The following is an 18220-nucleotide window of genomic DNA, read 5'->3' as shown; positions in this document are numbered from 1 at the left end:
AAAAAAAGAACCTTTTTCGATTCCTTCAGGTCACTGTCGAACTTCGTGTAGACGGATTCAGCGATGAGATGACTTTGTAATCAATATGCAAAAAGAAGAATAGAATTCCGTATTCTAAGAAGATCCATAAAAAAGAATCCCGATACGGAACCACGGAGTAAGTAGAATACGAAACGAGCACCAAAGCAGACCAAACGACGGGTGAGACGTTTTTTGAAAATACGGAAAAAACGATCAGAGGAAGAATATACCAAGGATGAACCGTCGTGGAGAGAAAAAGAAAAATCCAATAGATCGATTCCGCTGTAAAAAAGAAATCACGAAGACTTTTATCTTTTCTTCTTTGATAAGAATACGCGAGAAGAATGACTAACGTCGCCAGGCCGCAGATTTTTCCGGCGAGATAGAAATTTCCGCCGGTGGCTCTTAAAAATTCCCGCAAGAGATAGTAAACACCTCCGTTGAATTCGAAAAGTTGAAAGAAAACGCCGATTCCGGATTCACTCTGTTTTTCAAAAAGATCCTCCCAGAAAAAGAAAAGAGCGGCTAACGTGACAACGATCGTCGAAAAAGAAGTCCGAAAAAGGAGTAAGAATTTTTTTCTTTCCCAAATGATAAAGCCGACCCAAGGCAAAAGAATCAAAGGTGTGATTTTACTTAGGATTCCAAAACCCAGAAAAAAAATGTGTAGAAGAAAATCTTTTATTTTTTGTTCCTCATTCCATTTCCAAAAAAAATAGACCGCACCGATCAAAAAGAAAAGAAGAACCGGTTCCGGGTGTGCATTCCCCGCAATTTCTAAGATCGGGAGAGGGTTCATCCAATAAATCAAACTTCTTCGAAGCGGAAGTCCGTTTCTTTTTAGGATCAGACAAAGAAATGAAAGGACCCCGCATTCCGAAACAATCAAGACGGATTTCCAGATCAGAATTCCTGCCGAAATGTTCTGAAACCATAACATTCCTTTGGCGCTGATAAAATAAAAAAATTGAAGGAGGGGAGGATAAACCGAATAGAATTTCGCTGAGTTCATGTCGCTTAACAATTGTGTCGCAATGATTCTCTTCGAACCGTCGAAAACGTAAAGATCCAAATCTTTGGGAAGAACGGAAAACGGAGAGATTCCTTCCTGGATCAGAAGACCGTCCCACAAAAACCGAAGAACGTCTTCGGAAAGAATCGGATCCGAAAAAAACATCACAAACCGCAAAACGAATCCGAAAACGATCCAGGTTCGAAGCGAAAATCGGAAATTCGAAAGTTCGGAAAAGAACATTCGAATTTTAGAAACCGATTTAAAAGACTTGGAGAAAAATTCTTCGATTTCCTGAGAAAATACGATCCAAACATAGGCGACAAAAGCCGGAAGATTTGCCAGGAGCAAAAGATAAAAATCTTTTCTTTCTCCTAAGAATTGAAAAGCGAGACTCGGAAGAAAGAATAAAAAGAGAACGAGGTTTGAAATCATTTCGTAAATTGAAGTTTTGCGATCGTATAAAGAATTTTCCAACCGGCTTTGATCGATCCGGAGATCGTTCCGCTTACTTTAGAAACGCCGATTCTTCTTTTATAACTGACCGGAACCTCGACACAATTCATTCCGAGTTTCGCGGCCTTGATCTGCATTTCCACAGTCCATCCGAAATTCCGATCTTGCATATTCAATTTTTTGAGGGAATCGAAACGGATCACACGAAACGGTCCGAGATCGGTAAACTTCACCCCGTATAAGACGCCGATCAAAAACGTAGACAACCAATTTCCGAACTTCTGAACCGGCAAAAGGGAACCCTTTTCCGCTTTGCCCAAGGCTCTGGAACCAATCACGAGTTCTCTATTCGGATTCTGGAATTCGTTTAACAAATCGGTGAGTTCGATTGGAGAATCCGAATAATCCGCGTCCACGAACGCCACAAGATCCGGAGGATTGGATGATCCGAAAATTCTGTCCAGCCCTTTGAGGCAGGCCGCACCATATCCTTTTTCCGACTCTTGTAGAACGACCGCGCCGTTTTCTGAGGCGATCCGTGAAGTATCGTCCTTAGAACCGTTGTCCACCACTATGATTTCTAAAATATTCGCCTTCTCCGTCTTTTGCAGATCGTTTAGAACTAAGGCGATCGATTTTTCTTCGTTTAACGCCGGTATGACGACGGTAACCGTATTGTGGATCACAGATTTCCCCGTTTGGATGCGGAAAGTAAATCCGTCTTGGAAGTAAGCCGGATCTTGCCCGTTTTCAGATCCGTTTTGGACTCGTAAAAAACGTTCGAATACGGATAGTGTTTTTCGATCTGTTTCAGTTTTTCTCCGATTTCCGAGGGCGCGTTTTTTGCGTTTATCCTCATGTGTTCTGCGTTATCTTTTGTTAAACGGACATGCAGAATTCTTAAAATTCCAAAAGCAGGAAGGGAGTCACGGTCGATTTTCAGATCTAAGACCAGTTTTCTTTTTTCACCGGAAAGAATTCGATTGTCGTTCACGAGTTTTGCCTCCGGATACCATTCCCAACTCTGTCCGATTTTTTGGACTTCTCTAGCAATTTCTTTCCCATTCGAGTTTTGAAGAACGGCTTCGATTAAAAGATGTCTTTCCGGATCTCCCGTAGGAACGCTATGACCTGCGAACGAGTTCTCTATCGTTAGATTCAATCGGGCGTTTTCGTTTTTGATAAACGACCATCGTGGCTCTTCTACCTTGAGTCCGCTCTGATATCCTTTCCATTGCGCGTCAAATAGTTCGAAGGTTTTCGGAACCCCGCTACCGATAAACGTATGTCGGTGAGAATTTCGTTTTTCTTTGTTAAAAGAGGGAAGGACGACGCTTCGATTGATCGAAGGCATGTGACAACTAACGCAATCTTCTTTCGGAAAGTGAATACTTTCCTTATATTCGTCACCCGTCTTGAAATAGCATACGAGGGACATATTGAGTTTATAATCTTGGTTGTGACAATCGTTGCAACGCGCGTGTAATGCCTCCCTGTTTTTTTCCACGGGATGAGGAGCGTTCGCTCCGGTCGGTCCGATGAGGATCGTATTTCCTTGGGAATCGGATTTGAGATGACAGGTCCCACAACTGATTCCTTCTTTCTCCCATTGAGCGTTGAACTTCTTATTGGGAACGAGAACCGGTTGGAATACGTCCCCATCTTTAAGGTGGGTTGCGATTTCCTTTCTCTGACCGGAAAGTGGAATATGGCAATTCAAACAAAGCCACTGCGGAGAATTCGGTTTGGAAAGTTCCGCTTGAAATTGAAGATCGGTGAACGCGTTCGCGTGCGTGGAAGTTTTCCATTCTTGATAATGGTCTTCGTGACAGCTTCCGCAATCTTTTGCTGTGAGTCCGGCGATGCCGGGAAGTGGTTGTTCCACTTTCGCTGGCTCCGCCCATGCGCGGTTCTGGAAACGAACCTTTACCGAGACGAGATCGGAATCGTTTTTGCAGACAAAAAAGGAACAGAGTGTGACAGAGATTCCGATGACGATCCAAATATATCTCCATGAATCTTGAATATTCAAGAATCTGTATTTTCTCTGAAAAATCATTTTACGGTGAGAGGAAAATCCTTTTCGTTTCCCGCCGACCATTCCCACATGGATCCGGCGTAATTTTTCGCGTTATAACCTTCGTTTCGAAGAACCGCGGTCATCCATGCCGAACGGATCCCTCCAGTGCAATACGTAACAATCGTGGTTTCTCTTCCGATTCCGAGCTCCTTGATTTTGGCCGAAATTTCCTCCGAAGATAAAAGAGAACCGTCTTCGTGTAACAGATTTTTATAATAGAGGTGTTTCGCACCGGGAATATGTCCTCCTCTGGATTCTCCGTAAGGAGTTTCACCAAGGAATTCCCTTTCTTCTCTTGTATCTAAAAAAATATAATTCCGATTCTTGAGATTGGATTTGATTTCAGTAGAAGTAGCAGTGAGTTTCGGATCCGCTTTGATTTGAAAAGAACCGAAATTTTTCGGTTCGCCTTGGTTGGAGACGGGTGCTCCGAGTTGTTTGAGGCTGGAGTAACCTCCGTCCACCAAAAAGGCGGATCGATGTCCAAGGGATCGAAGCATCCAGACGATTCTTCCGTCTTCTCCCCAATTATTTTTGGATTCGCTGACGACGAGTACGGGATGTCCATTATCAATTCCGTAAGATTCCAATTTTTTCTTGAGTATGTCCATCGGAAGAAGGTTACCTCGGAACGGAAGCTTGGGCACGGAAAACTCTTCCCAGGAAACCGAACGAGAGCCGTTGATATGCTCTCTATAAAAAACGGAACGTGATCTCGTATCCAAGACGACGCTATTCGGTAGAAGTGCTCTCGCCTCTCCGGGAGTCAGAATCCAAGATTCCGATTTTTGTGCGAAGAGGAAACTTGGAACTAAAAGAAAGAGAGCTAAGAATACAGATTGAATTTTCATCGTTCTTTCCTATCGGTTCGAGGATCTTTTCATCCTATCATTTAGAATGTTCTCAAACCTGGATTTCTTTTTTTGTCAGAAGAATTCGGCATTTCTTAGGCGACAAGCTTGATTTCGTTATAACAGAAATTTTAATGTTATAGCAAAATATTTAAAATTATTGCGGAAATGAAGGTGACTCTTTTACGTGAAAAATAGGTCCAAGAATCGGACCTGTCGTTATCCAAGAGGATAGGAGGAACGGATGATACGCATTGGAAATTTCCCGGATTCGGTCAATGAATACGCCGCCCGATCGGTGGCCGGTTTAGTATTGATTCTCACTTTAGCTACGTTATTCACACAATCGATTTGGTTGAATCTTGCGTTGTTCTACGGATTTACAGCTCGCGTTTTATATGGGCCGAAGTTTTCCCTCTTTGCAAAACTCGCCATCCATGGTATTGTACCCTTGTTTCGTTTAGGAGAAAGACCCACACCCGGACCTCCGAAACGATTCGCCCAGACGATCGGGTTTGGGTTTAGCCTAACGTCTCTCGTTTTGTTGAGCCAAGGCCAGATTTTTGAATTTCAAATCGTGCTCGGGATATTGGCCTTTTTTGCGGCTCTCGAATCGATCGTTGGTTTTTGTGCCGGTTGTTTTGTTTTCGGATATTTGATGCAATGGGGAGTCATTCCACAGGAAGTCTGTGAGAAGTGTAACAATCTAACCTTCAAACCGAAGAACTGATTTTATAAACAAGAGGAAAGGTTCTTTCAAACGATCCTTTCCTAATTCTATTTCTCCTGAATACTTATGAAAGAAAGGAAATACTATGTCTAAAGAAAGTTACTACGTACCGGACGATCTCAAGAAATTCGGAAATATCGGAGAATTCCAACCGAACCTTGCGAAAAAATTTTTTGATTATTACGGAGACGTCTTTGCGGAAGGGGCCTTGACGGCTCGGGAAAAATCCTTGATCGCACTCGCTGTTTCGCATGCGATTCAATGTCCATATTGTATCGATGCTTATACGACGGACACCTTAGAAAAAGGTGTAAGTGAAGCCGGATTGATGGAAGCGGTTCACGTTGCCGCGGCGATTCGCGGAGGCGCGAGCCTCGTTCATTCCGTCCAGATGATGAACAAGGTCAAAGAACTCGGAATGTAATCTTTCGAAGAGATATTAGGAAAAAGAAGAATGAAATCCTTAAAATCACGCGGAAGTGAACTCGCTTCGCCCGAACGACAATTTCGTATCTTGAAAGAGGTCCTGGATCGGAAGAATCTTCCTTCTTTTTCTGAAAAACTAGAACAGTCAAAAGTGGGATCGTTGTATCCGATTCCTACCGAGATTTTTCAGATGAACCTTGGTAAACTCTGCAATCAAACATGCAAACATTGTCATGTGGACGCGGGTCCGGATCGAAAGGAGAATATGAGCAAGGAAATGATGCTTCATTGTTTGAGCGTTCTTGCTACGAGTTCGATCCCGATCGTCGATATCACGGGTGGAGCGCCCGAGATGAATCCTGAGTTTCGTTGGCTCGTACAGGAGCTTCGAAAGCTCGAAAAAAAAGTGATGGTCCGTTGTAATCTCACGATCCTTCTCGCGGGAGCACGTTATGCGGATCTTCCCGATTTTTATGCTGAGAATCGAGTAGAAGTGGTTTCCAGTCTTCCATACTTTGAAAAAAGAAGAACGGATTCGCAAAGAGGAGAAGGGGTGTTCGATCGATCGATCGAAGCGCTAAAACGTTTGAATTCGGTTGGTTACGGAATACCCGATTCGGGTCTGATACTCAATCTGGTTTACAATCCTGCAGGCGCCTTTTTACCCGGGGCACAAATCTCCTTAGAGAAAGAATTTAAGAATTCTCTTTATAAGGAACACGGAATTCATTTTAATTCTCTATTCACGATTACGAATATGCCGATTTCTAGATATTTGGAATATCTACAGGAAAGCGGCAATCTCGAAAACTATTTCGAAAAACTCGTGAGTTCTTTTAATCCCTCGGCGGCATTCGGTGTTATGTGCAAGAATACGCTGAGTGTGGGATATGACGGTTCTCTCTACGACTGCGATTTCAATCAGATGTTGGAGATGAAGGTGGAAGGAACGATCCAGAACATCCGTGATTATGACGGAGCGAGTTTATTACAAAGAACGATCCGAGTTGGAGAACATTGTTACGGTTGTACGGCAGGAGCTGGTTCGAGTTGCGGCGGTGCGACCGCTTGAAAAAGGGGAGAGTAATCTACAAGAATTTTGTCCTCTGCGTTTTTTTCGATTCGAGTGATTCTATCTAAAGTCAAAAACTTTTCCTGATTGGTGACGACCGGGGTTTGCAGATTTTGATTGAAGTGAAGAAACGGTTTTCCTTCCTCGAGCCTCGATTTGACAAAGAGGTCGTGATTCGTTTTTCTTTTTTCAGTGATTCGATTGAGTTCTTCGGGAAGAGAAGCGAGGTTTTGGAACGGATTTTGGAGAAGATTGGAATCCAGATCAAAACCGATGGAGTTCCTACAATTTCCAATGGAGGCAAGGGTAGTCGTACCAGTTCCGAGAAAAGGATCCAAAACCAGATCACCTTTGAGGGAATACATTTGTACGATTCGATTTGCGAGTTCCAGAGGATATGCCGCGCTTCTTTCCCTTCCCGCGAGCGAATCCAGACCTTGTTTTTTACCTTTAAAATCCCAGAGATCGGAGAACCAAAGATTGCGTTCTTCCCAAAAAAACGCGCTCTGTGCCCTGGCCAATTTCTCGGGCTTGGACGTGAATCTGCGTTTATTTCCTTTTCTGAATATTAGAATATGCTCATGCTCCAAGGTTACATACGCACCTGCGGGCAACATTCCCGAACCCATAAATTTATTGGGAGAATTAGTCTGTTTTCTCCAGAGGATTCCGGGAAGGCTTTGAAAGCCGATGGAATTACAACTCTGAATCACACGGGCGTGGTTCATAAAAATTTGAAAACCGGAATCGGTTTTCCGAGTCGCGTCTCCGATATTGACTATAAAAAAGCCGCCTTCTTTCAAAACACGAAAGGATTCTTTCCAAACCTTATCCAACTCCAAGTGCATTTTTTCAAACGAAAGACTGGGATGAGTAAGGAGGTTCTCTCGGATCTCATTCGAAAAACCGAAAAAGAGTTCGTCCCACATTTCGATCATCGGATAAGGTGGAGAGGTGAGAATCAGATCCACAGTCTGAGAATCGATGGGAAACGTTTCTCTCGAATCTCGATTCAGAATCTGGTGGCTTGTTCTCTTCATAATCCAATCCGTAGAATTCTTCCGATCCGTTTCTTTGTCCACTCAAAACGTCAAGACCTCCAGTGATAAAACGACCACTTTTGATTTCGAATTTTGCCTCGACTCACATCGCGGGATCGATTGCGCTCTTGTTGTATATATCTCTTTTTCTTTTTTGGAAACGACTTCCCGGAACTCAGGGGTTAGTCCTTTATCTAAGCATCTATTTGATTCTTTTTGGAATCGTTCTTCTTCCGTTCTTAAAGAAAGCGGACGACTCGGATAACCTTGCGGGGACATGGTTTTGGGGAATCCTGTTTCGTCTAACTGCGATTCTAACTTTCCCCGTTTGGGAAGACGACTGGGCTCGATTTCTATGGGACGGATATCAAACCCTGGAAACCGGAACTCCGTATGGAAAACCTCCCGTAACTTTTTTTTCTCAGGAGAATCTTCCTGCATGGAGTACGGAAATTTTAAGTAGAATCAATCACCCAGAAGTGCCCACGATATACGGACCGTGTTTGCAGATCCTTTTCTGGATCTCCGCTTTTTTGTTTCCCGGTTCTCTATTGGGTCTCAAGTGCATTTATTTTCTAATCGAGATTCTCGGGTGGTCTTGGATGCAAAAGCACCTAACAAAAAAAGACTTTCGAATCGTATTCTGGTTTCCATTGCTCATCATCGAAACCTACATCCAAGCTCATCCCGATTTTCTTGGGCTCATCTTACTCAGCGGCGTATATATACTAAACAAAGAGAAGAAGTGGTTCTGGATTGCAGGAATATTGTTAGGAATCGCTTGCTCCGTCAAAGTCTTCGCCTGGATCTTATTCCCTTTTTGTCTTCTCCGAACAAAACGAGTTCCATTTTTGCTCGGATTTGTGACCGCTTTTTTATCACTATATTTATTCTTTCGGATCCAAGGAGGAGTCGGTGGTGATGGGCTTTCGATTTTTCTGGAAAGCTGGGAATTCAATTCATCACTTTACGCTTTTCTAAAGTGGATTTTGGGAAGAATTGTCTTTGATACCATCGCGCCGTGGATGATCGGATTGATATGCCTCGGTCTTTGGGGACTCGTCGGTTTGTATTTTCTAAACCGCTCGGATTCGGATGAGGAAAGAAGGATCGGTGATTCTTTTCTCTGGTTCTTTCTTTTCAGTCCGGTCGTAAATCCGTGGTATCTCCTGTGGTCACTTTTCTTTTGGATTCGAAGCAGAGACCTTTCCGGAATCGTTTTTTCCGGCGTAGTGGTTCTTTCGTACGTTTCCGGAAAGACGCTTTCGTTCGCGTCGGGGCTTCAGCTGTACGAAAATCCACTCTGGATTCTCATTTTGGAATACACTTTGGTGGGACTTACCTTCTTTATTCCAAGATTTTCGCCAAAAACGCCATAATTTTTAGCAATAATTCCACTATATAAATCTAACTTGTATGTTATATTGAAATACCTATTGACTTTCTAATATATTAGAAGAATTCTCTGCTTGGCGGGTTCTTTAGTGGATCCGTCCTAACTCTAACTTTCTCTGAAAAAGACCCTTTTCTACCCCGGGATTCCCGGGTTTTTTTTAAGGGTTGGAGCGATGCGAAATTTCAAAGCGAGATCGAACGAAACGAGAAAAGAGGTGGCTTCCTTTGCAAACAATTATGGCTCGCAGTGTAGATAATTCAGATACGACTTCTTCGGAAAAAGTTCCCGATGATTTTTTGACCAGTTTTCTCGGAGATAAGATTCGAAAGCGAAGGTTGGAGTTAGGTCTGTCTATGGAGAAAGTCGCCCAGATCGCACAAGTCAGTCGGGGAATGCTGGGGTTGATCGAGACGGGTAAGACAACCCCGAGCATCGCGATTCTTTGGAAATTGTCCAAGGCTCTGCGAACCCAGGTCGCGGAATTTTTACCCGACGTTTCGATGCACAGTCCTAAAATCCTTCGCAAAGAAGAATCCAAGCTTTTGACTCTTCATAAAGAACGACTGAGCGCGCGCGTATTGTACAGAGATTCGGAAAATCACCTCGAGTTTTTGGAAGTAGAATTGTCCCAGGGAAGTTTTCCCCTGCCGATCTGGTTTCAAAAACAAAAATCGCAGACGGTTTCTTTGGTAAACGGGGAGATCGGGCTCGTTTTCGGAGGAAAGAAGAATCTTCTCTCACCCGGAGATACCGCCGTCTTTCTCGCTCAAGATCTGCAGGAAATTTTCAATCCATCTTCCTCCAAAGCTCTTCTGTTTTGGATCAGTTCTTCCGTAAATCTATAAAATTTGGATCCCTCGCGGATCCAAATTTCTCCTTCTTCCCTAAAGCTATCAAATTATAAATCAGTTCGGTTTAAACAATTTCGCATTAACGTTAGACGTTAAGCGAAATGTCCGGAAATATATTTAGCAAATTGTAAAAAGGTGTGTTTAATATAGTAAATAATTAATCTGTTAAAGCAGAAAACTATTGGAATTTCAAACCTCCGCTTCGAATGTTGGAAAAACTTCCTTTTGGGAATGAAACCCCGCTGGAAGGAAACAAACGTAAGGAAAAACACCATGAAACGCAAACTTGGTAAATTTGGAATTGTGCTGGCTCTTGCGGGGTTTCTGGGAACCTGCAAACCATCGGAAAAAAAAGACGATACACTTCTTCTCGCGATCGCCGGAATCATTGCCAACGGAGTTAAGGTCAATACTGCCGCAGAACTCGCTGTGGAATCCAATGATAACTATGATAATAACGAATTCGGTCTCGTAACCGCCACGACGATCAACCGTTGGCGATCGGATTGGGCGACGCAGAAACCTGCATCGATCACGGGGAATCTAATCATTCTTCAATCCAATGTAGGCACCGCAGGTCAGGAGTTTATCAAACCGACCAGCGGAGTTTATGTTTATTCTTGGCCAAACGGTGGCGGAACCGATATCAACTTCAGACAAAAAAGAAACAACGGTCTCTTTGAAAACGTCCAAACAGGTCTTCCGGATGGAGCCAGAACGGATGCGTTTTTGAAACTCTATCGGATCGATCTTTCAAAAGATCTCGTGGTTTTTGCGGCGGGTGCGGATTCCGGTGCGGGTACTTCGGCGTCTCCAAAGGGCGGAAACTACCAAACCCTGGGTAGAGGTTTGTATTGGCTTAGATATTGGGGAGCGGATTCGAAACACGTCGCTGTCTTAGACGGACCGATCAACACACAATTCTCCGCGTCGGACTTGACCGCTTCCGGCACGGAAAGTTCTCCTCCGAACGACGGAACGTATTCCGTAAAAAATCTGCGTACTGTGGACAACTCCGTGCTCGTTCAGCCGGTAGAGAACGTCATCAAGATCGTTAGAAATCCGAATTCTCACGGAGTGACCGGTCTGACTTCTTCCGTTTTTATTGCCGATGCGAGACACAACACTACTTCCACCGAACGCGAGTTTGTTGGAACCGCCGACGGAACTAACGCCGCCGAGGTAGAAGCGGCGAAAAAAGCGCTCACCGAAGGACATTTGAAAGGCGCGTTCTTTGCTCCTTGGTTACAAGTAGTTGATCAAACCACGGGCCGATTTAAATCGAAGGCGACGATCGCGGCTCTTTGGTCCAATCCTGCCGGATGGGGGCATGCAGAAAACGGTTCCGTGAGCGGTTATCAGCAAGGGCAAACGTATCTTCATTATTGCAGAACGAACGCGAGATCGATGGTCACAGGACTTTCCACTTTCGTAATTCTGGGAAGACCAACGGTGTTCTATGAAAATTCCTTTATCGAATGGAACGGACTCTCCGCAAACCATCCCGATCCGACGAAAAGAACACTTCCTTCCGGATCTCCTTTTGCGACGGATACTGCGGATCTAACTGTGAGTACGGGAGGCGCAGGAGGCGGACCGACGTTCAACGCCGCCAACGCCGCAAACTACAAAACCGTCATCAATCCGAACGCGACTACTTCGCGTCAGACGCTCATTGACGATTGGAATTATAAGATTCAGTAGAATGGAATAACGAAGAATCTTTTTTGAAACGTCGCGGCTTCACGGCGCGACGTTTTTTACACTTTTTAATAAATACATTTCGGAGAAGTTGCAGTGAGACGAACTCTTATATTCGGCATTCTTATCAATCTATTTGGTCTTTTTGTTTTTCCTTCCTTTGCTTCGGGAGGATTTAGCGGAGGTGGAGTCGCTCAGATTCCTAAAGGAAAAGACCGCGAAAAATATCATCTGGGTAAATCAGTTTACAATCGTGAAATAGAAATCACGGCAACCGCAGATCCGGCTAAAGTATCGGCTCAAAAGATCCGCCTTGAATACCTACAAGGTTCTTTGCCCAACAGCGAAAAACAGAGGATCAATCTTGAAGAATTCGCAGGTAAATTGACGCCCGAACAGTTGGATTCTCTTGAATACTTCGTGAGCGTTCGATTTAACGTAAAGCTCGAAGACAAAAAGGAATAGTCCTTTCTTTTTCGAAGTCGATGAATTCGGGGTTAATACACCCGATTCTTATAAATTAAAGAATTTAGAATATTAGGTATATATCATGAAACATAGAATCAGAATTCTATGCGGTTTATTATTTTTTACCGCGTTCGGAATTCAAGCCCAGCAGGCGTGGTCCCCGTATCAGAGACAATTGTGGGTGAGGACCGTTTTTATTCATTCGGAATACGATTCTGCATATCTTGCCAATACGAAGGCGAATTACGACGACAATATCAGAATTAGTACCGGAAATATCGTTTTGGAATATGGAATTACGGATCGTCTTACGGTCGATTTCGGAACCGGATTCGGTAAATTAGGGAGAGCTAAATTAGTAGACCGTTATGGAGGTCTTATGCAGATTCCCGAAAGCCCGGATAAATACGGTTATCTCGATACGAGAATCGGGATTCGTTATAAGATTCTCGACGAATTCGATTACGACAAGTGGTGGATTCCCACAATCTCTGTGAGAGCGGGCGCCATCAAAAAGGGAGACTATGACCGAAACCCGCAATCCTTAGGGGACGGTGCGAACGGAGGGGAAGCTAATTTATATCTCGCAAAGGATTTTGATTTCTACGGCATAGGCGCTCTGGGAGAACTCAGCTATCGAAGAAGGGAGAATCCAGTTCCGGACGATATTCTTTATTACTCCGGACTCTACTTAAGATTTTTTGAAAGTTTCTTTTTTACGATCGGAGCACGAGGACAAAAAGGGCAAGGAGGTTATGCGTTTGCGGATCCCAGACAAGCTCCTCCGTTGAACTATCTCAACCTAACGGTTCCAGATACGATTCCCGGGGTCAATCTCTATGATCTTTGGGTTCAAAAGGAACGCCCTGCTTGGGGAAGACGGGAAGACTATCATAACGTGGAAGCCTCTCTCGGTTTTACCGATTCCTACGGGAATTTTTATAACCTTTATTATTCTCAGACGTACGCGGGATATAACACCGCTAAGTTGCAGACGATCGGTTTTATCGTTAACTTTCCGTTTAACCTTTAGGAGTAGAACACAGATGAAATATACAAAACTCATTCTTTTTTCATTATTAATCTTCGGTTTTGTCTGGAGTTGCGGGAACAAATCCGGCAATTACGATTTTATTCCGGCCGCGTTTAAGATTCGCCTTCCTTTGATCATAAAGATCAATTCGGCCGAAGAAATCGCAAACGCTTCGGCGGACGATTATAATCAGAATAATTTCGGTTTGATTACTTATTCCAAGCTCAACTCTTGGGTTCAAGATTGGCCGAATCGAAAACCGCTCGGGATTTACGGAAAACTATTTATCTTTCAGGTTCAAACGGGGACACCGTCCGGACAATACGTGTTTCCAAAAACGGGTAGCGGAGTGTATGTGCACTTGTTAACCGATGCGGATACGACGTTCGGACAAACTCGAAACAACGGGGTGATCGATACGGAAACGATGGTTCCACAAGGTTCACAAATCGACGGATTCTTAAAAAAATACGGTATCGATCTTCAGAACGATCTTGTTGTCTTTTCCGCGGACACTCCTACTACGGCGAATCTGCAACAGGCTTTGAGAGGATGGTATGCTCTTCGTTACTGGGGTGCTCCCGCAAAGAGTTTAGCAATCTTGAATGGAGCCGTTTCTTATCACGCTTCACAAGGGAATCTATTTACGACTCTTTTTCTTTCTCCTCTAAATCCCGCGGGAGGAAAGGGTGTTCAATCCCTGCTTACGGACAATACAATTCTGCAGGCGACTTTGGGTGATGTGATTCATATTTTAAAAAATGGGAACTCTAACTTTTTGAAGGTCACTCCCGTTCCAGTCAAAGGAGTTTTCTTTTTGGACGCGCGGTCCGTCGCGGAATATACGGGAACCGCATCCAGTACAACGGGGCCAAGCGGAAAAACCTGTGCGACCCCGCCTTGTGTTACCGGGATCGAAGGTCATATCAAAGGAGCAGTCAATATTCCATTTGCCAATCTATTAGAAGATACGAATATTACGGTTCAATTTAAGACAAAGGCACAGATTCTGAACTTGTTTTCTGCGGCGGGGTTCGTGTCCGGTCAGACGATTATCACCTATTGTAGAACTAACGTGCGTTCAACGGTAACCGGCTTTGCTTCCGTTGCCATCCTCGGAATTCCAACGCGCTATTACGACGGTTCTTGGGTCGAATGGGGATCGCTCGCGACGGACAATCGTGCGATCAGCGATGATCTGAAATGGTCCAATCTCCCGGCGGTTTCTCCTTGGAAAACAAATCTGAGTATCCTTACGGACAATCTCACCGCCAATCCGGATACGAACGTTGCGAAATCGAGTTTTACTACCGCTCAAGCTTTTTCCCGAAGTTCCAATCAATTGATCGACGAGGATAAATCGTATTTGAGCAACACGAGTGGCAGTAGCGGAAGCGGCTCCGGAGGTAGTTCTGGCGGCGGGGGGGGAGGAGGCGGCAACGCTTGCGGCGGTTGATTTCCATTCTTCTTAAAATTCAAAATGAAGTCGGAGTGATCTGGCTTCTCTTTTTTTGTTTAGGAAATTGCGAAAAGACGTTTTTAGAATCGCACTGGTCCACACCGATCGCCTTGCAAGGAAAGGCGCCTTCTCTTTATGGAGAGTCGGAAAAAAGTCTCGACCCGGAAGATTGTGGAACCTGCCACAGGGAACAATTTGAAAAATGGAACGAGAGTTTTCATTCGAAAGCGGGAGGTGCGGGTCTGCAATGGCAGTTAAAACGTCTTGGAGTGGAAAAAGCAGAGGATTGTTTCTCTTGTCATTCTCCGTTAGCCGAAACTCAAGCGTATTTTAAAGAATCGAAATTTGCAATATCGAAACCTTCCGAAGAAATCACTTCCTATCTGAGTAAAGGAAAGGAGGAAAGGGGAATCCTTTGCGCTTCCTGTCACGTGAGAAAACACGTTCGATACGGACCACCTCCTCGCTCGGGTATCGATCAGCATCGATCTTCACCTCACGGTGGTTATGTGATCCGAAATGAATTTGAAACGTCCGAATTTTGCGCGCCCTGCCACGTGAGAAAACACGTTCGATACGGACCACCTCCTCGCTCGGGTATCGATCAGCATCGATCTTCACCTCACGGTGGTTATGTGATCCGAAATGAATTTGAAACGTCCGAATTTTGCGCGCCCTGCCACGAGTCACCCGAGACGGGAAAACGACTCAATGGCAAACGTTTGATGGAGACGTTCACCGAATGGAAGAAAAGCGAATACGCAACCAAGGGAATCACATGCCAAAATTGTCATATGGAAAATCGGTCCCACGATTGGAAGGGGATACACGATCCTGAGACGACAAAAAAAGCGATCGGTTCTTCGTTCGAAGTCAAATTGGAAAAAGAAAGAATCGTCGTTCTCGCTTCTTTAAAAAATACGGGCGCAGGTCATAAGTTTCCTACGTATTCCGTACCCAAATTGTTTCTTTCCGTGACCTGGATTCGGAACGGAAACGTGTATCGCTCTCTTTCGGAAAAAACGATCGGGCGAGTGACGGATATCGATCTGGAAACGGAATTCGAAGATACAAGGCTCGCGCCAGGAGAAGAAGCCGTTTTAACGGCTGATATCGACCGGTCCGAGTGGAAGAAGGGAGACAAAATTCGATTTCAGGCGATCGTCGAACCAGACGAGTTTTATGCGAGAATGTTTCAGGATAACTACGATCAAAGAAAGAAATATCTGATTTCCGGTCCGGAAGAACTTCAACTTTTGGATGCTTTGCGAAAGGTAAAGAATACGCGTTATGTGCTCTTTGAACACGAAAAAACCATGGATCGACTATCCTTCCAGTAAAAATCCGTCCACCGAACGAATCAAAAGAAGACCGCCTCCTTTCGGAAGTTCGTTCACTCGAAACTCGGGATGATTTTCCCAAATGTCCAAATCGCAGAGGATGAGATCAAACTGTTTCCAGTCGGAAACGCTCGATCCCGGCTGAAGAATTTTCACCTTCTCCCGTTTGAGACTTTGTTTGATCTTCGAGGGAATCCGATCTACGGACCCGTTTAAGTCAACGATCGAAAGTTTGGAATTGTAATTCGAGGCGAGTCTTCTTGCGATTTGTAAAAGATTCAGATCTTTTTCGGCGCCGAAAAGAACGTGGATATTCTTCACGTCTTCCAATTGGGATGAGAATAAAATTCCGGTATTACACTTCGTTTCGTTGAGAATGGTTCTGATTTTTCCGCCGAGAATATCGTCCGAGAAAAAAGAGCGAGCGGCGCCGATGAGAAGAAGTTTGTAGTTTCCGTCTTCTACGATACGAATGATATCTTTCGTGATATTGGTCGAGGTTTTGTAGATCGTTTGGAGATGAATATCCAAATCCTTGGAAAGTTCTTTCAAAGGAGTGAAACTGGAAGCCTCGTATTTTTCGGCGTGCGATTCGGAAATGTTTGAATCGGGAGAAAGATGGACGGCGGTGACTTCTCTTTCCTTTTTCTTTTCGGGAAAAAGTCCATAAGCGATCTTTAATAGTTCCAGACCTCTGGAATGTTGCGCGAAGGATATTAGAATTCCCTTACCCGCTCTGTAGCGCGAAAACGTTTCCTCTTTGGAAAAAAACCAATCTACGATCTTAAGCGCGGGTCCGGTCATAATCGTCGTCGTCAATGCCATCAGAACCATCATGGAAAAAATTTCTTCCGATAAAACTCCAAGGTCGTAACCGATGTTGAGGACGATCAGCTCCATCAATCCTCTTGTATTCATCAGAATTCCGATGGAGAGGGAATCCTTCCAATTCTTACCGGATAATCTGGATGCGATCGCACTTCCGCCTAACTTTCCTAAGATGGCGACAAAAAGAATCAAAAAGAAAATCGGCCAAAGGCCGGAACTCGAAAGGAGACCGAATTTTGTCCTGAGCCCAGTAAACGCGAAGAAGAGTGGGAGTAGAACCGTGAGACTGAAATCTTCGATTTTGTCCACAAGATTGCTACGAAGTTCCTTTTTGTCGGGCATGACGACACCCGCAAGAAAAGCTCCGAATAACGCGTGTATGCCGATTGCCTCCGTGATCCATGCGGAAATAAAGATAAAGAGAAAAAAGAATGCGGAGATCGTTTTGGTCATCGATTCTTTCGTCGTGTATAGATTTCCAGCCCTTCGCATAAGCGGAAGAATCGCCTTCCACATCACGACCATATACGTGCCCGACATAAGAATGGTAAGAAAGCCGGAAGAAAAAGATCCCGCATTGACGATCGTCACCACGACCGCGAGCACGCACCATGCGGTTACGTCATCGGCCGCGGCCGCAGTTATGGCAAGACTGCCTAACGTGGTTTTGGTCCATCCTTTTTCCAAGATGATTCTTGCAAGGACCGGAAACGCCGTGATGCTCATTCCGATTCCCATAAAAAGACAGAAAGCGATAAAATCCACGTTCTCGGGCGCCAAAGGAATATAGATAAAATAAGCAAGTCCCGCTCCGAGGAGAAAGGGAAACATGATGCTCGAGTGTGAAATCACGATCGCTGACTCGGCTTGATTCTTCAAAATTTTGAGATCGAGTTCCATTCCGATCACAAACATAAAAAGGAGAAGTCCCAGTTGACTGAGAATCTGAAGCGTCGCCAAGGAATCTTTCGGAAAAAGAAGGAGGAAACCTTCGGGAAACAACAATCCAAGCAGGGAAGGCCCTAATAGAATTCCGGCGAGAATTTCACCGATCACCGCGGGTTGTCCCACGAGAGTGGCGACTTTCCCAAAAAAACGCGCCGCGAGCATGATTACGATCAATTGAAGAAGTAATCGGGAAAGCGGTTGTTTGAGATGTCCTGAAAAAATCTGAGCGACGGATTCGAAGTCGAGAAGTCCAGGTCTTTCTATTCCGTTTTGAATCGGAGTTCTTTTTTGCTTATCCTTTGGATTTTCCACGTCCTGTGAAGAATGAAAACTCTCCTTTTTGACTTCCAGATTTTTTCCGGACTGAAGAATGAAGGCGAGGCATAATACAAAAGAGAAAATTAGAAAAATATAAAATACCGATATTTTTTTCATACGGGGAATCCTCGTCTGGGAGCAGTTTCTTCCCGAATTCTGGATTCGTCATTCAGATTTTAGCCGGGAGGAG

At 44.4% G+C, this 18220-nt stretch carries 16 protein-coding genes; 10 read left to right on the top strand and 6 right to left on the bottom strand.

What is annotated here, in order from left to right; genetic code table 11:
- Positions 1-25: 25 nt before the first annotated feature.
- From DLM75_RS13355 to DLM75_RS13340, 4 genes are read right to left on the bottom strand one after another with little or no spacing between them, the layout of a single operon-like run.
- A complete protein-coding gene (locus tag DLM75_RS13355) occupies positions 26-1468 on the bottom strand; it encodes an MptA/MptB family glycosyltransferase (RefSeq protein ID WP_147456637.1) in 1443 nt (480 codons plus the stop codon).
- Positions 1465-2175, bottom strand: a complete 711-nt coding sequence (locus DLM75_RS13350; RefSeq protein ID WP_118968990.1) for a glycosyltransferase family 2 protein — start codon at positions 2173-2175, stop codon at positions 1465-1467. The genes DLM75_RS13355 and DLM75_RS13350 overlap by 4 nt, the downstream gene beginning before the upstream one ends.
- Positions 2172-3521, bottom strand: coding sequence for a multiheme c-type cytochrome (locus DLM75_RS13345; protein WP_158586473.1), 1350 nt, complete (start codon positions 3519-3521; stop codon positions 2172-2174). The genes DLM75_RS13350 and DLM75_RS13345 overlap by 4 nt, the downstream gene beginning before the upstream one ends.
- Before the next feature lie 23 nt (positions 3522-3544).
- Positions 3545-4420 (bottom strand): sulfurtransferase, encoded by an 876-nt coding sequence (locus DLM75_RS13340; protein WP_118968988.1) that lies wholly within the window; start codon positions 4418-4420, stop codon positions 3545-3547.
- A gap of 244 nt (positions 4421-4664) precedes the next feature.
- On the opposite strand from DLM75_RS13340, the gene DLM75_RS13335 reads away from it, so the two are divergent.
- The 3 genes from DLM75_RS13335 to arsS all read left to right on the top strand — a co-directional run bounded on the left by DLM75_RS13335 (position 4665) and on the right by arsS (position 6648).
- Positions 4665-5150 carry a DUF4395 domain-containing protein gene (locus tag DLM75_RS13335; RefSeq protein ID WP_118968987.1) on the top strand — a complete coding sequence of 162 codons (486 nt, stop codon included), beginning with the start codon at positions 4665-4667 and terminating at the stop codon, positions 5148-5150.
- Between the two features lie 85 nt (positions 5151-5235).
- Positions 5236-5574, top strand: coding sequence for an arsenosugar biosynthesis-associated peroxidase-like protein (locus DLM75_RS13330; protein ID WP_118968986.1), 339 nt, complete (start codon positions 5236-5238; stop codon positions 5572-5574).
- A 30-nt stretch (positions 5575-5604) separates the two neighbouring features.
- A complete protein-coding gene (gene arsS, locus DLM75_RS13325; protein WP_118968985.1) occupies positions 5605-6648 on the top strand; it encodes an arsenosugar biosynthesis radical SAM (seleno)protein ArsS in 1044 nt (347 codons plus the stop codon).
- Here the strand turns inward: arsS and DLM75_RS13320 are convergent.
- A complete protein-coding gene (locus DLM75_RS13320) occupies positions 6597-7688 on the bottom strand; it encodes a DNA-methyltransferase (protein ID WP_118969181.1) in 1092 nt (363 codons plus the stop codon). The two genes, arsS and DLM75_RS13320, sit on opposite strands and share 52 nt — an antisense overlap.
- Positions 7689-7750: 62 nt before the next feature.
- On the opposite strand from DLM75_RS13320, the gene DLM75_RS13315 reads away from it, so the two are divergent.
- The 7 genes from DLM75_RS13315 (at position 7751) to DLM75_RS13285 (ending at position 15936) form a co-directional block, all read left to right on the top strand.
- Entirely contained in the window at positions 7751-9067 is a 1317-nt protein-coding gene (locus DLM75_RS13315; RefSeq protein ID WP_147456636.1) for a hypothetical protein, read from the top strand.
- A gap of 253 nt (positions 9068-9320) precedes the next feature.
- Positions 9321-9929, top strand: coding sequence for a helix-turn-helix transcriptional regulator (locus DLM75_RS13310; RefSeq protein WP_118968983.1), 609 nt, complete (start codon positions 9321-9323; stop codon positions 9927-9929).
- A gap of 279 nt (positions 9930-10208) precedes the next feature.
- Complete coding sequence (locus tag DLM75_RS13305; RefSeq protein WP_118968982.1) at positions 10209-11639, top strand: rhodanese; 1431 nt, start codon at positions 10209-10211, stop codon at positions 11637-11639.
- A 93-nt stretch (positions 11640-11732) separates the two neighbouring features.
- Positions 11733-12101 carry a hypothetical protein gene (locus DLM75_RS13300; protein ID WP_174715088.1) on the top strand — a complete coding sequence of 123 codons (369 nt, stop codon included), beginning with the start codon at positions 11733-11735 and terminating at the stop codon, positions 12099-12101.
- Between the two features lie 85 nt (positions 12102-12186).
- Positions 12187-13137, top strand: coding sequence for a hypothetical protein (locus tag DLM75_RS13295; protein ID WP_118968981.1), 951 nt, complete (start codon positions 12187-12189; stop codon positions 13135-13137).
- Between the two features lie 13 nt (positions 13138-13150).
- Positions 13151-14593 (top strand): sulfurtransferase, encoded by a 1443-nt coding sequence (locus DLM75_RS13290; RefSeq protein ID WP_118968980.1) that lies wholly within the window; start codon positions 13151-13153, stop codon positions 14591-14593.
- Positions 14581-15936: a multiheme c-type cytochrome gene (locus DLM75_RS13285; RefSeq protein ID WP_118968979.1), complete on the top strand. Its 1356-nt coding sequence runs from the start codon at positions 14581-14583 to the stop codon at positions 15934-15936. Before DLM75_RS13290 ends, DLM75_RS13285 begins: the two co-directional genes overlap by 13 nt.
- Here the strand turns inward: DLM75_RS13285 and DLM75_RS13280 are convergent.
- Positions 15922-18147, bottom strand: coding sequence for a cation:proton antiporter (locus DLM75_RS13280; RefSeq protein ID WP_118968978.1), 2226 nt, complete (start codon positions 18145-18147; stop codon positions 15922-15924). The two genes, DLM75_RS13285 and DLM75_RS13280, sit on opposite strands and share 15 nt — an antisense overlap.
- Between the last annotated feature and the right edge of the window lie 73 nt (positions 18148-18220).

It is taken from the genome of Leptospira stimsonii, from assembly GCF_003545885.1.
GTDB classification, from domain to species: domain Bacteria; phylum Spirochaetota; class Leptospiria; order Leptospirales; family Leptospiraceae; genus Leptospira; species Leptospira stimsonii.
The sequence above is the reverse complement of the archived record's forward strand: the minus strand, read 5'-3'. Positions and strand labels throughout refer to the sequence as shown.

Bases quoted from the DNA above. Each gene is read 5' to 3' on its own strand.
- DLM75_RS13355 (WP_147456637.1), bottom strand. From the start codon at position 1,468: ATGATTTCAAACCTCGTTCTCTTTTTATTCTTTCTTCCGAGTCTCGCT.
- DLM75_RS13340 (WP_118968988.1), bottom strand. From the start codon at position 4,420: ATGAAAATTCAATCTGTATTCTTAGCTCTCTTTCTTTTAGTTCCAAGT.
- DLM75_RS13335 (WP_118968987.1), top strand. From the start codon at position 4,665: ATGATACGCATTGGAAATTTCCCGGATTCGGTCAATGAATACGCCGCC.
- DLM75_RS13330 (WP_118968986.1), top strand. From the start codon at position 5,236: ATGTCTAAAGAAAGTTACTACGTACCGGACGATCTCAAGAAATTCGGA.
- arsS (WP_118968985.1), top strand. From the start codon at position 5,605: ATGAAATCCTTAAAATCACGCGGAAGTGAACTCGCTTCGCCCGAACGA.
- DLM75_RS13320 (WP_118969181.1), bottom strand. From the start codon at position 7,688: ATGAAGAGAACAAGCCACCAGATTCTGAATCGAGATTCGAGAGAAACG.
- DLM75_RS13310 (WP_118968983.1), top strand. From the start codon at position 9,321: ATGGCTCGCAGTGTAGATAATTCAGATACGACTTCTTCGGAAAAAGTT.
- DLM75_RS13305 (WP_118968982.1), top strand. From the start codon at position 10,209: ATGAAACGCAAACTTGGTAAATTTGGAATTGTGCTGGCTCTTGCGGGG.
- DLM75_RS13295 (WP_118968981.1), top strand. From the start codon at position 12,187: ATGAAACATAGAATCAGAATTCTATGCGGTTTATTATTTTTTACCGCG.
- DLM75_RS13290 (WP_118968980.1), top strand. From the start codon at position 13,151: ATGAAATATACAAAACTCATTCTTTTTTCATTATTAATCTTCGGTTTT.
- DLM75_RS13280 (WP_118968978.1), bottom strand. From the start codon at position 18,147: ATGAAAAAAATATCGGTATTTTATATTTTTCTAATTTTCTCTTTTGTA.